Annotated in this window: 13 protein-coding genes; 11 read left to right on the top strand and 2 right to left on the bottom strand. The window is 52.5% G+C overall.

From position 1 onward, the window contains the following. Positions 1 to 401: 401 nt before the first annotated feature. From C173_RS03065 to C173_RS03045, 5 genes are all read left to right on the top strand, one after another. Complete coding sequence (locus C173_RS03065; RefSeq protein WP_036722641.1) at positions 402 to 3,149, top strand: GH36-type glycosyl hydrolase domain-containing protein; 2,748 nt, start codon at positions 402 to 404, stop codon at positions 3,147 to 3,149. Between the two features lie 145 nt (positions 3,150 to 3,294). After that, positions 3,295 to 4,179, top strand: coding sequence for a hypothetical protein (locus C173_RS03060; RefSeq protein ID WP_036722361.1), 885 nt, complete (start codon positions 3,295 to 3,297; stop codon positions 4,177 to 4,179). Between the two features lie 106 nt (positions 4,180 to 4,285). Then, complete coding sequence (serC, locus tag C173_RS03055) at positions 4,286 to 5,377, top strand: 3-phosphoserine/phosphohydroxythreonine transaminase (RefSeq protein ID WP_036722639.1); 1,092 nt, start codon at positions 4,286 to 4,288, stop codon at positions 5,375 to 5,377. A 185-nt stretch (positions 5,378 to 5,562) separates the two neighbouring features. Next, the gene (trmL, locus tag C173_RS03050; protein WP_036697752.1) at positions 5,563 to 6,027 is read left to right on the top strand and encodes a tRNA (uridine(34)/cytosine(34)/5-carboxymethylaminomethyluridine(34)-2'-O)-methyltransferase TrmL; all 465 of its coding nucleotides are present in this window, start codon (positions 5,563 to 5,565) and stop codon (positions 6,025 to 6,027) included. Between the two features lie 153 nt (positions 6,028 to 6,180). Next, on the top strand, positions 6,181 to 6,435 hold the full coding sequence (locus C173_RS03045; RefSeq protein WP_036697751.1) for an AbrB/MazE/SpoVT family DNA-binding domain-containing protein: 255 nt from the start codon (positions 6,181 to 6,183) through the stop codon (positions 6,433 to 6,435). A 386-nt stretch (positions 6,436 to 6,821) separates the two neighbouring features. On the opposite strand, the gene C173_RS03040 is transcribed toward C173_RS03045, so the two are convergent. Both C173_RS03040 and C173_RS03035 read right to left on the bottom strand, forming a co-directional pair. Then, positions 6,822 to 7,889, bottom strand: coding sequence for a phosphodiester glycosidase family protein (locus C173_RS03040; protein WP_036722359.1), 1,068 nt, complete (start codon positions 7,887 to 7,889; stop codon positions 6,822 to 6,824). Then, complete coding sequence (locus C173_RS03035; protein ID WP_036722356.1) at positions 7,886 to 8,293, bottom strand: hypothetical protein; 408 nt, start codon at positions 8,291 to 8,293, stop codon at positions 7,886 to 7,888. Before C173_RS03035 ends, C173_RS03040 begins: the two co-directional genes overlap by 4 nt. A 283-nt stretch (positions 8,294 to 8,576) precedes the next feature. Between C173_RS03035 and C173_RS03030 the strand changes: the two genes are divergently transcribed. The 6 genes from C173_RS03030 to C173_RS03005 all read left to right on the top strand — a co-directional run bounded on the left by C173_RS03030 (position 8,577) and on the right by C173_RS03005 (position 15,971). Then, positions 8,577 to 9,233 (top strand): response regulator transcription factor, encoded by a 657-nt coding sequence (locus tag C173_RS03030; RefSeq protein ID WP_036722353.1) that lies wholly within the window; start codon positions 8,577 to 8,579, stop codon positions 9,231 to 9,233. Between the two features lie 67 nt (positions 9,234 to 9,300). Next, positions 9,301 to 10,518: an aminotransferase-like domain-containing protein gene (locus C173_RS03025; RefSeq protein ID WP_036722351.1), complete on the top strand. Its 1,218-nt coding sequence runs from the start codon at positions 9,301 to 9,303 to the stop codon at positions 10,516 to 10,518. Positions 10,519 to 10,785: 267 nt separating this feature from the next. Further along, on the top strand, positions 10,786 to 12,243 hold the full coding sequence (locus C173_RS03020; RefSeq protein ID WP_036722350.1) for a glycoside hydrolase family 1 protein: 1,458 nt from the start codon (positions 10,786 to 10,788) through the stop codon (positions 12,241 to 12,243). A 248-nt stretch (positions 12,244 to 12,491) separates the two neighbouring features. Continuing rightward, positions 12,492 to 13,343 (top strand): BglG family transcription antiterminator LicT, encoded by an 852-nt coding sequence (licT, locus tag C173_RS03015; RefSeq protein ID WP_036722348.1) that lies wholly within the window; start codon positions 12,492 to 12,494, stop codon positions 13,341 to 13,343. A gap of 238 nt (positions 13,344 to 13,581) precedes the next feature. Next, positions 13,582 to 15,483, top strand: coding sequence for a beta-glucoside-specific PTS transporter subunit IIABC (locus C173_RS03010; RefSeq protein WP_036722345.1), 1,902 nt, complete (start codon positions 13,582 to 13,584; stop codon positions 15,481 to 15,483). 209 nt (positions 15,484 to 15,692) lie between these two features. Further along, positions 15,693 to 15,971, top strand: a complete 279-nt coding sequence (locus C173_RS03005; protein WP_036722342.1) for a hypothetical protein — start codon at positions 15,693 to 15,695, stop codon at positions 15,969 to 15,971. Positions 15,972 to 16,370 lie beyond the last annotated feature (399 nt).

The raw sequence follows: 16,370 nt of genomic DNA, 5'->3' as shown, positions 1-16,370 counted from the left end.
CAGGTCGGGCTGAGTGCACCTGAATTCAGCAAAAGTGGACAAATGAGCTAAATGAAGAGCATTAGTACACCTGAATTCGGAGAATGTGTGCTAGTTGAGCAAATGTGGAACCCCGTTCGTACTTGTTACAAATAGCTTAATATTGTGGTTTCGTAAATTTTCGTTACTAAAATAGTATTAATGTAATAAAACTACAATTATATGTGATTATCTGAGCTTTATAGTATTAATTTTGCACATTAATCTCTGCTCATAAGTCACAAATAACGCTTTACAAAGGGAAATAACGGTGTAATAATGAAACCGAAACCGATTTCGGAAAGCGGTACCGGGCTTTGCGATTATGTGGTCATACGCAATTAAGAATACATCTGCTGTTAGGAAAAGGGAGGATGAATGTATTGAAGGAGCAATCAAAGGTGTCAAGATCAGGCTGGAGCTTCACCGGGAATAACGGGGACTTTCGGCTGGAGCAGCCGGACCGGAGCAGCTTTTTATATTTTCCGCTGGTGAATGAAGGGGGCATGATGTCCTCGGTCAGTCCTAAGCTGCATGGTCAGGCCACTTCGGGCCATAATACCTTTCTGACACCGCCAATCTCCGTGGAGGATCTGCATAACTCCCGCGCCTCGCGCAATTTCTGGGTGTACATTGAAGGCAAGGGCGCCTGGTCGGCTGCCGGCAATTCTGCACGGCAGAATGCGGCGTTCTATGGCGAAGCAGCAGATGAATCCTTGCTGGAGGCAGGACTTCTGTGGCATCGGGTGACGCGGGAGAGTAAGGAGCTGGGGCTGAGAGCGGAGATCACAAGCTTCGTACCCTGCGGCAACGACAAGGTTGAGCTGATGAAGGTGGTACTTACGAACAGCGGTACAGAGGCGCTTACGCTGACATCTACAGCGGCTATTCCGTTGTATGCGCGTTCTGCGGATGATCTGCGCGATCACCGGCATGTCACCTCGCTGCTGAACCGGATCTATACTTCGGCGTATGGAGTAGAGGTGCAGCCTGCGCTGTCCTTCGACGAACGCGGCCACCGGGTGAATCATACTTCGTACGGGGTATTCGGGGCTGGTGAGGGCGGAGCGCTGCCAACCGGATTATTCCCGGTGCAGGAGGAATTCATCGGCGAGGGCGGGAGCCTGGACTGGCCGGAAGCGGTTGTGAACAATCTGGCGCCGCCGATTGGGGAGGATGGCGGAGTGCCTTGGGAAGGATATGAGGCGCTGGGTGGTTTGCGGTTCGCCGCAATCACTTTGGAACCGGGTCAGAGTCATTCTTATGTCGTAGTCATGGCGATTGACAATGAGAGAATCGATGTGCAAGCGCTGATGGCCAAATATGGCTCTGCTGCGGCTTTTGACGCGTTGCTTGATGAGAATAAACGCTTCTGGGCGGATAAAGTCAATACGGTAGAATTCCATACCGGAGATCACGCCGCCGACGAATGGATGAAATGGGTCACGCTGCAGCCGGTGCTGCGCAGGCTATACGGCAACTCGTTCCTGCCTTACCACGATTATGGCAGAGGGGGACGCGGCTGGCGCGATCTCTGGCAGGATTGCCTGGCTCTGTTGATTATGGAGCCTGCGGATGTGCGCAGCCTGCTGCTGAACAACTATGCCGGAGTTCGAATTGACGGCAGCAATGCGACGATCATCGGGCAGCAGCCGGGCGAATTCATTGCCGACCGCAACAATATTCCCCGGGTCTGGATGGACCATGGTGCGTGGCCGTTCCTGACTACCATGCTATACCTGGATCAGAGCGGGGATCTGGACTTCCTGCTGCAGGAGCAGACTTATTTCCGTGATACCTTCATGAACCGCTGTAAGGACCGCGACGCCTCCTGGGAGCCGGGGACAGGAAGCAGTCTGCGGACAACTGCGGGCGAAGAATATACAGGTACTATTCTGGAGCATATCCTGCTGCAGAATCTGGTTCCTTTCTTCAATGTGGGTGAGCACAATAACATCCTGCTGGAAGGCGCAGACTGGAACGATGGCCTCGATATGGCAGCACAGCGGGGCGAAAGTGTTACATTCACAGCCTTCTATGCGAGCAACCTGCTCGATCTGTCCAAACTGCTGGTTACCCTGAAGGAACGGACTGGCGGAGATACGCTGGAGCTGGCCGAAGAGATGGTGCTGCTGCTTGACTCGCTCGGCCAAGCTGTTGATTATGAATCGGTGACGGCCAAGCATGAGCTGCTCAGCCGCTTCTATGCTGCTGCACCGAATAAGGTGAGCGGGGTAAGAGCCGTGCTGACGCTTGAAGAGGTTGCAGCAGATCTCGCCCGTAAGGCGGAATGGATCTTCGATCACCTGCGCCGCAATGAATGGGTAGAGAGCGGACACGGTGACGGCTGGTTCAACGGCTATTATAATAATGACGGTGAACGTGTAGAAGGGGAATGGGCGGAGAGCACACGGATGACGCTTACCGGTCAGGTCTTCCCGCTCCTCGGCCACGCTGCTGCTCCAGAGCAGATTCCTGCGATCATCTCTGCGGTAGAGCGCAATCTGTACGATGAGAAAATCGGCTACCGTCTGAACAGCAACTTCGGCGGCATTCAGCAGAATCTGGGACGGGCATTCGGCTTCGCCTTCGGACACAAGGAGAACGGAGCCATGTTCAGCCACATGACCGTTATGTACGGCAATGCGCTGTATAAGCGCGGATACGTCAAAGAAGGCCGCAAGGTGCTGGATTCACTGTATAATCTGAGTGCGAACTTCGAGGTGAGCCGGATGTATCCCGGAATTCCGGAATATATCAATGAGCAGGGCAGAGGAATGTATACGTATCTGACAGGCTCGGCAAGCTGGCTACTGCTGACGATGGTAACTGAGGTATTTGGCGTCAAAGGCAAGCTCGGCGATCTGCTGCTGCAGCCGAAGCTGGTGAATGAACAGTTTGATGGCGATAAGAGCGCCTCGATCAAGACTATCTTTGCCGGACGCGAGCTGAAAGTCGTCTATATGGCCTCTGGAAGCACGGAATACGGAGAGTATCAAATACACGCAGCCCGCTTGAACGGGGCTGAGGTAACGCTTCAGCGCGTCTCAGAGGGTGCTGTGATTCCACGCAGCCTGTTGACAGACCTGCCTGAAGGAGAAATTCATCTGCTGGAGGTAGAGCTGGCCTAAAGCCGGAGCTGCTGAATTCTATCGCCTGCTCTGCCGGTCCGCGCGGAGCAGGCGTTTTAATATCCAAATAACCCGTATAGAATGGGCTTGGAAATGCTATGATAGGATGTGCTGCGTCCAACCAGGACAGAAAGGAAAGAGATCAATGACACGTATACTATCCAATGGAGTACTGACCGTAGAGATTGCTGATGTGGGAGCCTATGGAGGCACCCGTTTTGACTGGACAGGATTTATTACAGGCGTGAAGCTGGACGAGGGCGGGCATACCTTTTGTGTTCCGGAAAGTCTGGTGCCTGGGCAGGGTACTGGAGGGATAGGCCTCTGCAATGAGTTTGGCATTTCCCGGGCAATTGGCTATGAAGATGCTGCTCCTGGGGAATGGTTCCCCAAGCCCGGCATCGGGCTGCTGCAGAAGCAAAGTGATGAGCCGTATTCATTTGTTGGGGAGTATCCGCTTAAGCCATTCCCGATCACTGAAGAGTGGAGCGAAGACTCGGTGACATACACTGTGCAGCCGCTGGAATGCCGGGGCTACAGCATGCGGCTGGTCAAGACATTGAAGCTTGAAGATAACCGGCTGGATATTTCCTACAGGATAGAGAATACAGGGACCGAAGCGCTGCGGATTGAAGAGTATATTCATAATTTTGTCGGCATTGATGGGGCGCTGGTAGGGACGGATTATGAGCTTAGGCTGCCGGGAACGCCCCAGATCGTGGCCCCGGAATCGGCGTATACGGAGAATTTGCTCAGCATAGACGGGAATAGCCTGACATGGGCCGGGGAACCGGACCGCCAATTCTATTGCAGACTCGAAGGCTGGGAGCAGGCGGAGGCGGACTATTACTGGGAGCTGATCCATAAGCCTACTGGGGCCTGCATCAGAGAGAGCGGAGATTTCGCTGCTGAGCGGATTGCGCTGTGGGGAGACAAGCATGTAATTTCACCCGAGGTTTTTGCAGACATCACTATTTTACCGCGTCACAGCAAGGGTTGGAGCCGCAGCTACCTGTTTTCAGCCTCCTGATTGCGGCCTAGCTTACCTCATATGTGAATAATTATACTTGCTGGTGTTTATCGTTATCTGCTATCATAGCGATATCCATATTCATAGGAGAGAAAGGGTGGGAGTTATTTTGAGCAAGAGAGCATACAATTTTAATGCCGGTCCGGCCGCATTGCCGCTGGCAGTATTGGAACGTGCACAGGCGGAGTTCGTTGAATTCCGGGAGAGCGGAATGTCCATTATGGAGATGTCGCACCGCGGGGCGATATACGAATCCGTGCATAATGAAGCTCAGGAACGCCTGCTTTCGCTCCTCGGCAATCCGCAGGGCTACAAGGTATTGTTCATCCAGGGCGGTGCAAGCACACAGTTCGCCATGGTTCCGATGAACCTTATCGCTGAAGGCCAGGTCGGCAGTTATGTCATGACAGGAAGCTGGGCGGACAAAGCCCTGAAGGAAGCCAAGCTGACAGGCGGCGGTCATGTAGCCGCATCCTCTGCAGACAAGAAATTCCTGGCTATTCCTGAGCTTAGCAGCATCAAGGCTGCGGACAATGCCGCTTACCTGCATATCACCTCGAATGAGACGATTGAAGGCACGCAGTATGCACAGTATCCTGATGCCGGTAACATTCCGCTGGTTGCCGATATGTCCAGTGATATTCTGAGCCGCGACTTCGATGTGAACCAATTCGGTCTGATCTATGCCGGTGCGCAGAAGAATCTCGGACCGTCGGGCGTTACCGTAGTGATTGCCAAGGAAGAGCTGATCGCAAGTTCTCCGGCGAATATTCCGACGATTCTGCGGTATGATACTCATTACAAGAACAACTCTCTCTACAATACGCCGCCATCCTTCTCTGTATATATGGTTAACGAAGTGTTAAAATGGATTGAGGAACAGGGCGGGCTTGCCGGCACTGAAGCCAAAAACCGTGACAAAGCAGGTCTCCTGTATGATTATATCGACGGCAGCGACGGCTTCTACCGCGGAGTTGCGGAAGAAGGCAGCCGTTCCATCATGAATGTAACGTTCCGGATGCAATCGGAGGAGCTGGAGAAGCAGTTCATCAAAGCTTCCGAAGCGGAAGGCTTTGTCGGCCTCAAGGGACACCGCAGCGTAGGCGGCTTACGGGCTTCGATCTACAACGCAGTCCCACATGAGAGTGTTAAGGCGCTGGCTGATTTCATGAAGCATTTCCGGCAAACTCAAGGGTAATGAAAGAACGTTCCTGACCTTCCGCCTTGCAGCGGAAGGTTTCTTCTTGCCCGCAGCCAGGATCATTGAGTCCGGCCTGTATCTGCAAGCAGCATCAAGAATACATCACAGGGCCATGGAGGGCACTCGCGGATACTTACTCCGCCGCACTCCTTAAGACCCTACAGAAAGGAAGCATTCGTATTATGGCATTACACATTGTGCTGGTGGAACCGGAAATACCGGCGAATACCGGCAATATCGCCCGCACCTGTGCGGCCACAGGAACCCATCTCCATCTCGTGCACCCGCTGGGCTTCCGCACAGACGATGCTACGCTGAAGCGTGCCGGACTCGATTATTGGCATGCAGTGAATATTGAATATCATAATTCCTTCAGTGAAGTACTGGAGAAGTATCAGGAAGGGCGGTTCTTCTACGCGACCACCAAGGCCAAGAAGCGCTATAGCGATTTCGCTTTCCGGGATGGAGACTTCTTCGTGTTCGGGAAAGAAACCAAGGGGTTGCCGGCAGAGATCCTGGAGGCTGGTCAGGAAACGGCGATGCGGATGCCGATGAGCGAGGCGGTCAGATCGCTTAATTTGTCCAATTCGGCAGCGATTGTGGTCTATGAAGCGCTCCGGCAGCTCGATTTCCCACAACTTTTCTAAAAGTTGACATCATTTTTTATTTTTTTCAGCAGGATTCGACATTTTAGTAACGAAATAGTTGATTAGTGCCGAAGAAAGTAATAGGGTACGTGAACTTGGATGTCAGAAATGGCACTACTAATCATAAGTTGAACAGGAGAGTGTAAGTTAGATATGAAACCTGCTGGCGTTGTACGTAAAGTAGATCAGCTGGGTAGAATTGTTCTGCCTAAGTCTCTGCGTAAAAGGTATCAAATGAATGAAGGTGATCCTGTAGAAATTCTTGTTCAGGGCGACCACATTATTCTGGAGCGTTACCGTCCGAAGTGTGTCTTCTGCGGATCTATGGAAGGCGTAAGCGAATATAAAGACCGTTACATTTGTTCAAGCTGCCTTACCGAGATGACCCAACTGCCAAAACACGCGTAAGCGTAGAGCGCATCAATTATCTACATAGGGTAAAACGCGTAAGCGCGTCTTATAACATGGATGCTGGTTGGACTCGGCTTCAGTGAATAGTGAAGAACACAAAAAGAGCGCCGCACACATCCGTGCGGTGCTCCTTTTTGTGGTATACGTCCATCAGATTGTTCGCGGAGGGCGGGTCACAGCCCCTTAGTCTTGTCGTCGTTGTAGGAAGAAGTAAGAATACCAGCCAGAAACAGTACAAATACCAGGGTCACGATCCAAAAAGTCAGGGAGAACGACATGCAGGCACCTCCATTATTGACGATCTTCGTTACCCTGAGTATACCCTTTTAATCTGTAAAAATAAATGAAAATGTGATATTTAGCATTGACGGTTATACTCGGAATTACTTGAAGAACAAGAAGTTGGTTGGGACGCGGCGCAAATTGCCGTCGGAAGGCTTGTTAATGACCTTGCCGCGGAAAATCATGGACGATGAGCCGCCGCCGTCCAGGTTATAAGCATCGATGACGCCGAGATTGTACAGCTTATCCTGCAGCTCAGCCAGTGTTGCTCCCGAGTTACCGTTCTCGTTATATCCGTCAGCGACCAGAATCAGCAGCTGATTATCCTTGTAGTTACCGATGACGGTCCGCGGTGCCCGCTTCGGGGCCAGCTGCCATTTCAGCGGAATGGCTGTCTTGCTCTGATTCTTCAGCAGCACAGGGACGAAGGTTGCTCCGAATACCGGCTCCAGCTGATCGAGCTGGTCACGACTGGTGAATTTGCCGCCGATCAGCTGGCCGGATTTGTTCAGACCGACGAAGCTGAGATCCTTGTAGCTGGGCTCGAAGCCGTACAGATATTCTCCGCCGACGATGGTGGTCGAGAGCGGATAACGCTTGCCGTTCTGATCAGCGAAGCCGCCGGCATTAATACCGGCCGAGGCACCGTAGCGGTTCACGGCCTGCAGTGTGGTCTCGGAAGCGCCCGTGCCGTCACCGGCCAGGCTCATCTTCATGGCTGAGGTATCCTTCAGCTTAATCTTCATTGCGTATGCTGTATAATTGCCGGGGTTCAGCCGGTATAATTCAATGGTAATCCGGTCGCTGCTGATCACATCGGCAGGAATGCCGAGCCGGGAACTAATCCGGCGGTTGTAGATCCGCTCAGGACGGGAGGTCTGGGCCGTTGCTGTGCTGACCAGTGTGTTCATAGCGTTCGTGGTCTGCTTGTAGAGCTGTGCGCTGGTACCGATAGAGTCTATGGTGTAAGCGGCATAGCTCTTGGCCACAGCCAGGTCCTGCTTCAATTGCGCGGTTTCATTCACGGGTCCGGGGTCAGCTGCGAAAGGGGCGGTATTCAGCTTAAGCTCAAGCGGAGGTTGGTACAGCCACAGACAGAGCAGCAGTCCGAACAATGGAGCGGTCAGGAGCATGAAGAACCGGTTCACTCTTTTGACAGGAGTCATCATTTCAGCAGATCCATCTCTTTCTTGAGCGTATCAAGCTGTTTCTTGACCTCGCTTAATTGCGTGTACAGCTTGTTGCTGTTGTCCGTCTTGTTACTGGCATTATCCTTGGTGAAGGTCAGCAGCTCGTTGAACGTCTGCACGGTGCTCTGAAGCTCCTTCACTTGTTCTGACAGGACGGCGATCTTCGACTCGTAGTCGGTCTTCAAAACGGTAAGCTGCTGCTGGCTTTGAGATCCAAGCTCGCTCAGCACCTGATCCTTCAGATGATTGGTGTAGCTGTACACGGCATATACGCCGGCTGTGATCATCAGAATCCAGAACAGTAGAAACCATTTTACGGACGAGCCGCTTCTCTCTGCACTCCGGCGAGAGTGTACCCGGGTCGATTCCGCTAGCGGTTGCATTTCATCACCTCAAGCCATATTTTTTCAAGTTCTCATTCTATCAGACTTTCAGGTTTTTCGCAAAAGTGAAAGAGCCGCGCAGAAACGACAAAAAGTAATTGCATCCTGTTAAACTACTGCGATACAATTTCTATAGATTGGAATATCTGATGGACGTATTCAAGGTAAAAGTAGGAAGAATAGACTTATGACAGCATAGATCCTTGCTTGCGTGTTGACAGGAAACGCTTACAGCGCTTTCCATTCTGGAAAATTATATAGATAGCAGGAGGTCTGGGCATTAATGACGAAGGTCTGGCAGGTGGTCATCGTGGGATGTCATCCCACAAGTATGCTGGGAACAAAATTAATTCTGGAAGATGAGGAGGGACTGACGGTAGACGGCATGTTCGCTACCTGGGAAGAATGTCTCGCGGGCATGGAGGAATTAAGGCCTGATCTGGTGCTGAGTGATTATCAGATGCATGACGGAACCGTAGAGCAGGTGCTGCCGGACATGAAAAAAAGCTCACCGTGCTCCCACATTATTATCATGACGGAGGAGAACGATAAGGAGATATTCCTGCCCCTGATTGAACTGGGAGCGAGCGGGGTATTGTCGAAGGGAGCCACTCCGGATCAGCTTCTGCAGATGATCCGCGGCATCCGCGAAGGGTTCCTCTCCATTCCGCTGGAATGGATCGAAAAGGGCTTCCGTCCGGTAGCCTCCTCCAGAGGGCTGGAAGGCGTCTTGCAGCTGACACAGACGGAGATGTTCATCATGGAACGCATTGTGCAAGGAATTACATACGACAAAATCGCACTTGAAATTGAAGTCAGCCGCCGTTCGATCGATAACTACCTGCGCAAGATTTATGTGAAGCTGGAAGTATCGACAAGAGCGCAGGCAATTGAGAAGTTCGCGCTTTTCTCAAGACAGAACAAGCAAATCTACGCATAATCCCTGTATTACGACATAATGGCGTCAGGACTGGAATATTCTTAAACCAGATAAAGGGGGGAAGCGTATGAAGTATGAGTTTTCTTCGCGCGCACATACATTGTTATCTTCACCGCTGCTGAGTATCCGTAAGGAGACACGCCGGGGTACGCTGATCTCGCTGGCAGAGGAGCTCCCGGCAGAAGAATTATTTCCGCTGTCGCTGCTGTCTGAGGCGGCATCTACCGTGATCTCCACAGATGCAAGTGCGCTGCAGTACGGGGAGCCTGAAGGGTATGGCCCGCTCCGCGAATGGCTGACCGGAGATTGGCTCCACAGCAAAGGGGTGGCGGTAACCGAAGGCGGAGTGCTGCTGACAACGGGCAGCCAGCAGGCCATCGATCTGCTGTCCAGGGTGTACATCGATCCCGGGGATCATGTGCTGGTTGAGAATCCGACTTCTCCCGGTATTCTGCAGGCGCTGCGGATGCAGGGAGCCGTCATTATTCCGGTCCAGGGGGATGGGGACGGCCTGCTGCCGGATCATCTGCGCCGAACGATCCGCAGCTATAGGCCCAAGATGCTGTTCGCTGCGCCAAGCTTCACCAACCCCAGCGGAGTGCTCTGGAGCCTTGCCCGGCGGCAAGAGATTCTGGAGCTGTGTATCTCACATAATGTGCTGATCGTAGAGGATGATTCCTATGGCGATCTGCACTTCCAGCGGAGTGAGGGCCACCCCTCCAAGAAATATCCTACTCTATATGCGCTGGAGAATGTCAGCGAGGGCGGGCATGTGCTGTACATCGGCTCCTTCAGCAAGACGGTCGCGCCGGCGCTGCGGACGGGCTGGGCGGCGGGAAGCCGCGAGCTGATCGGCATGATGGCTGCCGCCAAGCAGATGGCGGACTGGCAGTCCAGCTCGCTGAACCAGCGCCTGCTGCATCATCTGCTCAGTGTGTCGGCTTTTGATCTAAGGGAGCATATCGCGCTGCTGAACCGCGAATACAATACCCGCCTGAAGCTGATGGCGGAGCTGCTGAAGCGTCCGGCCTGGAAGCACAGCGTGTATGATATGCCGGCCGGCGGCATGTTCCTCTGGGTATCGCTGCCTGAAGGCCTGGACGCGATGGCTCTGCTGCGGGCTTCGCTGTCTAAGGGGGTAGCCTTCCTGCCTGGTCCGCTCTGCAGTGTAAGCGGAGGCTCGGACCGTATCCGGCTCAACTTCAGCCATCCCGGCCGCGATGAGCTGCTGCTTGGAATGAATCTGATGAGCGAAGCGGTGACCGAGTTCACGGCGCGCAGCTAGGGGAGAAGGAACGGGCGCAAATATGAGCTTCACGGAAAATGAGCGGATTTTCATTTGAATTTTGCTGGATGCTATGTTAGGCTGGAGTCAATTAAATCTTCCATAAACACATCGTTTACTGGATTGTTACTGGCCGTGCCAGGCAAAACCTAAACTGATGGTGACTGATTTGAACCCGTTCGCCGGGCTCGATGATCTTGCCATAGGTTTAGGTTTTTCTGTTATATAGGCCATGCAGAAAGATCATAATGAAAAGGGGTAAGGACTATGGCTACAGTACTTAACGGATTTCCTGAGCATTTCTTATGGGGCGGGGCAACCGCTGCCAATCAGCTGGAGGGCGCTTTTGATCAGGGGGGCAAAGGGCTGTCAACCGCAGATATGATCGCCTTCGTGCCAAAGGATAAGCGCACAGGGGATCATTCCATGGAGATCTCTTCGGAGCGTATCGCCCGGATTCTTGCCGGAGAGACGGATGACTGGTTCCCGAAACGCGAAGGCGTTGACTTCTATCACCGCTACAAGGAGGACATTGCTCTATTAGCCGAAATGGGCTTCAAGGTGTTCCGGCTGTCGATTAACTGGGCACGGATCTTCCCGAACGGCGATGATGCCGAGCCTAACGAGCAGGGTCTGCAATTCTACGACGATGTATTCGATGAACTGTTGAAATACGGCATTGAGCCGCTGGTTACTCTCTCGCACTATGAGACTCCGCTCGGTCTTACACAGAAGTATAACGGCTGGGCCAGCCGTGAAGTGGTCGGCTTCTATGTGAAGTATGCTGAGACTGTATTTACACGTTACCGGAAAAAAGTAAAGTACTGGCTGACCTTCAACGAGATCAATGTCATGCTGTTCAGCCCGTATACCGGAGGCGGTATTCTTACAGACCGCGTGGAGAACAAGCTGCAAGCGGTCTTTCAGGGGCTGCACCATCAGTTCGTAGCAAGCGCCCTGGTTACCAGACTCGGACATGAGATTATTCCAGGCTCGCAGATTGGCTGTATGCTGGCCCGTATGGAGAGCTACGCGCATACCTGCAATCCGGCGGATGTACGTAAGAGACAGCAGGAGGACCAGCTGAATCTGTTCTTCACGGATGTGCATGCGCGCGGCAAGTACCCGCGTTATATGAACCGTTATTTTGCCGAGAACCATATTGAGATTGTCCGTGAACCGGGGGATGATGAGCTTCTTGCTGCGAATACAGTAGATTTCATCTCGTTCAGCTATTATATGACGCTTACGGTGTCGGCAGGTCCGGAGGGTGAGGCGACTGAAGGAAATCTGCTGGGCGGCATCAAGAACCCCTATCTGAAGGCCTCCGACTGGGGCTGGCAGATTGATCCTGTGGGTCTGCGCATTACCCTGAACAACCTGTACGACCGTTACCAGAAGCCGTTGTTCATCGTAGAGAACGGGCTGGGCGCATATGACAAGGTGGAGGAAGACGGATCGATCCATGACCATTACCGGATTGATTATTTGCGGGAACACATCAAGGAGATGAAGGAAGCGGTTAAGGACGGCGTGGAGCTGATGGGCTATACGGCCTGGGGCCCGATTGACCTGGTGAGCATGTCGACCTCGGAAATGTCCAAGCGCTACGGCTTCATCTACGTAGACCTGGACGACACGGGAAGCGGCACGCTGAACCGCAGCAAGAAGGACTCGTTTGAGTGGTACAAGCAGGTGATTTCGTCGAACGGTGAAATATTGTAGGTGAAATGGGGCAAGCTTAAGAAGCACAGGCCTTAATAAACCGTTTTCATAAAAGTGTTGTCATATTAACAATGATATGCTAAGATGCTGCTACAGGTAGAATAACTGGATTGTTACTGTTCATTCAGGCAAAACCAGAAACGGGCACTCTTTTGATGCCGTTTTGGTTTTGCCTTTTTTAACACGATAATGTTGTATCCCCGCGCCTGCGGGGGGATTTTATTACTCTGACGGTGTAAGGTGATGGAATGAAAATTGCTAAGGTGCTCAACAACAATGTGGTCACCGTACTCGATGCCAGCGGGAAGGAGCGGGTCGTAATGGGCCGCGGTATCGCCTTCAAGAAGCAGGCCGGGGATGATGTTGAGGATGCTCAGGTCGAGAAGGTATTCGCCCTGGAGAATAAAGAAGGTTCACAGAAGCTGATGTCGCTTCTCTCGGAGATCCCGCTGGAATATGTGGAATGCACCGATGAAGTGATCCGTTATGCCGAGACGGTGCTCGGGGAGAAGCTGCATGACAGCATCTATATCTCACTGACGGACCATATCCATTTCGCCATCGACCGCCACCGTCAGGGGCTTCAAATCAAGAATGCACTGCTGTGGGAAATCAAGCGGATGTACCGCAAGGAGTTCTCCATTGGACTCAAGGCGCTGCAAATTATCGAGGAACGGCTTGGGGTTCTGCTGCCGGAGGACGAGTGCGCTTTCATCGCGATGCATCTGGTGAATGCGCAGATGAACGGTGAGATGCGGGAGACGGTAAGTATCACGAATATCGTGAAGGACATCTTGAATATTGTCCGGCGGAGCTTCCTGATTGAGCTGGATGAAGAATCACTCGGGTATTACCGCTTCCTGACCCATCTGAAGTTCTTTGCGCAGCGGGTGGTTCAGGGCACTCCGATGGAGGAGCGGGACCATGATCATGCGCTGCATGATCTGGTCATGAAGCAGTACCCGGCTGCCCATGCGGTTGCGGTGAAGATAGCGGACTATTCCCGCAAGATATACAAACGGGTCTTGTCCAAGGAAGAAATATTGTATCTGACCATTCATATTGAACGGATTATCCGTAATGAGGATATAACAGAATAATGTGGTGCAGGATTGCAACTCGGAACAGAGGCAAAACCTAAACCCGGACAGTGCTGGAGGCAGAAGACTGCCTTTCCCCGCTGATCGGCGTTTAGGTTTTTTTAAATATAAAAATTTATATGTTTCATGCTATACATTATCCTTCTATTTCTCGCTGAAGCGGTACCGTCCTTTGAAAGGACGGCGAAGCCGTTTCTGCTTGTGCGGAAAACATACTACATCTAAGGAGCAACATCTTATGAATACAAAAGAGCTGTCCAAAGAAATATTGAAGCTTGTCGGCGGAGAAGACAATATCGATCAGGTAACCCACTGTATGACCCGTCTGCGCTTCAATCTGAATGATAACAACCGTGCGGACAAAGCGGCGCTGCAGAAGACGGACGGGGTTATGGGCGTGATGATTAACGGCGGGCAATTCCAGGTTATTATCGGCAATGATGTGCCGGTGGTCTACAATGAGCTGATTGGCAATATGTCCGTTTCTCCTGAGATGAAGGCTTCCGGTGACAAGGTGGAGAAAAAGAAGCAGAATCCGCTCAGCAAGCTGTTTGACTTCATCTCGGGAATCTTCACACCGATCCTGCCGGCCATTACCGGTGCGGGGATGATCAAAGGGATTGTCGCCCTGCTTGTCGCAGTAGGCTGGATGGGGACAGAGAACTCCACGTATATCATTCTCTCGGCGATCGGGGACGGTGCCTTTTACTTCCTGCCGATTGTTCTGGCCATCAGCGCTGCCCGTAAGCTGGGAAGCAATATGTACATCGCTGCTGCGATAGGTGCGGCCATTCTGCATCCGACCGTCACCACGCTGCTGGGGTCCGGGGAGCCTGTTACCTTCGCTTCACTGCCGGTGGTAGCTGCAACCTACGCTTCGTCCGTCATTCCGATTGTGATTGCAGTATGGCTGGCCTCCTATGTGGAAAAAGCCGTTGATAAAGTAACCCATGCTTCCCTGAAGCTGATTATCGTTCCGACGGTTACGCTGCTGGTCATTGTGCCGCTTACCCTGATTGCCGTAGGCCCGCTGGGAGTAATTATCGGAGATGGCCTGACTGGAGGGATCAGCTGGCTGTTCGAGAATACGGGATTGTTCGCAGGCCTGCTGCTGGGCGGAACCATGTCGCTGCTGATCATTACCGGGATGCACTATGCTCTGATTCCAATCATGATCGCATCCATTGCACAGCTTGGCTATGACTATATGATTCCGATTATGATGGTAGCGAACTTCGCCCAGGCGGGCAGTGCGCTCGGTGTCTCACTGAGAACGAAGAACAGCAAGCTGAAGTCCCTCTCCCTGTCCACAAGTATTACGGCTTTCATGGGGATTACAGAACCGGCTATGTACGGTGTGAATATGCGGCTTAAGAAACCGTTCATCGCTGCCCTGATCGGCGGAGCCGCCGGTGGTGCGTTCCTCAGCTTGTTCAAGGTAAAAGCGTATGTCATCGGCGGACTCGCCGGGCTCTCCGGCATCCCGATGGTTCTCGGTGCGACCTTTGTCTATTCGGTCATCGGCTTCGCCATCGGGGCGGCAGTTGCTGCCATTGTCACTTATATTATCGGCTTCGAGGATGAGCCGGAAGCTGCTGCTGCTGCGCCTGCGGTGACTTCTGCCGAGCCTGTCGCATCTGACGCTAACACTACTGTAATCGGCGCTACTGCTGAGTCTACGATGGTGAATCAAGAGGTGTTCAGTCCGATTGCCGGAGCGGTGAAGCCGCTCAGCGAAGTGAGCGACCCGGCCTTCTCGGAAGAGATTATGGGTAAAGGATATGCCATTCAGCCGTCCGAAGGCCGCGTAGTCTCGCCGGTCCAGGGAACGGTGTTCTCGCTCTCGAAGAGCGGACATGCCATTGGTCTGGTCAGCGACAGCGGAGCGGAAATGCTGATCCATATCGGCATCGACACGGTGAAGCTGAAAGGCCTGCATTTCTCGCCCAAGGTAACCGCCGGAACCCGGGTGGCTGTCGGCGATCTCCTGATGGAATTCGATCTGGTCGAGATCGAGAAGGCTGGTTATAGCACGATTACGCCGGTTATTATTACGAACATCCAGCAGTACCAGTCCATCCAGTCTGCTGGCGCCACCTGGGTTAAGGAGAAGGAGCTGCTGTATACGGTGCTTGCTTAGGGCGAGCCAGGAGCGAATAAGCGAAGGGCTGGGGGCTTGGAGTGAATGAGTGAAGAGCATGGTATAAACCAGTAGGATATTCTAGAGTATAGATCAGGTAAGTGGATAGAGAAGGTACAAAGGAGTTGTCGCTCGCAGCAGGTCTGCGTGGGGACAACTCCATTTGTGCTTGTATAGTTAGCGCGAGAGATGATTCGCAGGCTGAATGTGTGCGGAAAACTGAATACAATGTGCTGGGGCGATGGGGCGAAGGTAAGCGGACCAAATGTGTGCGGAAAACCGAATACAATGTGATGGACGAGGGTAAGCGGGCCGAATGTGTACGGAAAACCGAATACAATGTGATGGACGAGGGGAAGCGGGCCGAATGTGTGCGGAAAACAGAATACAATGTGATGGACGAGGGTAAGCGGGCCGAATGTGTGCGGAAAACCGAATACAATGTGCTGGGGCGATGGGGCGAAGGTAAGCGGACCAAATGTGTGTAAAAAACCGAATACATGTATTGGCGCTTATCCAGTAACTTTATTCTGTGGAGATAGGTGGAAAAAGAGCATCTAATTTGACTGGATTCCTGAGAGTTGGGACTTTAGTTGGAAAAAGTACATTTATTCAGCTGAAATATGCTACTTGAGACAAAATGATGGAAAATAAGTGTTTTTTATCCAACTAATCTTTTGCGCCGGGAAAAACTCAATGATTTAAGTGTTGATTTTCCATCTATTAGCCGGGCAGTAGAGCGGGAACGTCTCACAATTGTGTGAATGCCCATGTAAAGGGAGGCGCTTCCGCTCGGGTTCGGCAGGTGGAGCTGCGAACGGATAGGCAGTCGCAGCGGCCCAGGTCCGGCAGGTGGAGTAGTGAGCGGATGGGTAGGCGCGCGGCCC

It is taken from the genome of Paenibacillus sp. FSL R7-277, from assembly GCF_000517965.1.
Lineage (GTDB): Bacteria > Bacillota > Bacilli > Paenibacillales > Paenibacillaceae > Paenibacillus_AQ > Paenibacillus_AQ silagei.
This window is presented reverse-complemented; position numbering and strand designations above follow the sequence as displayed.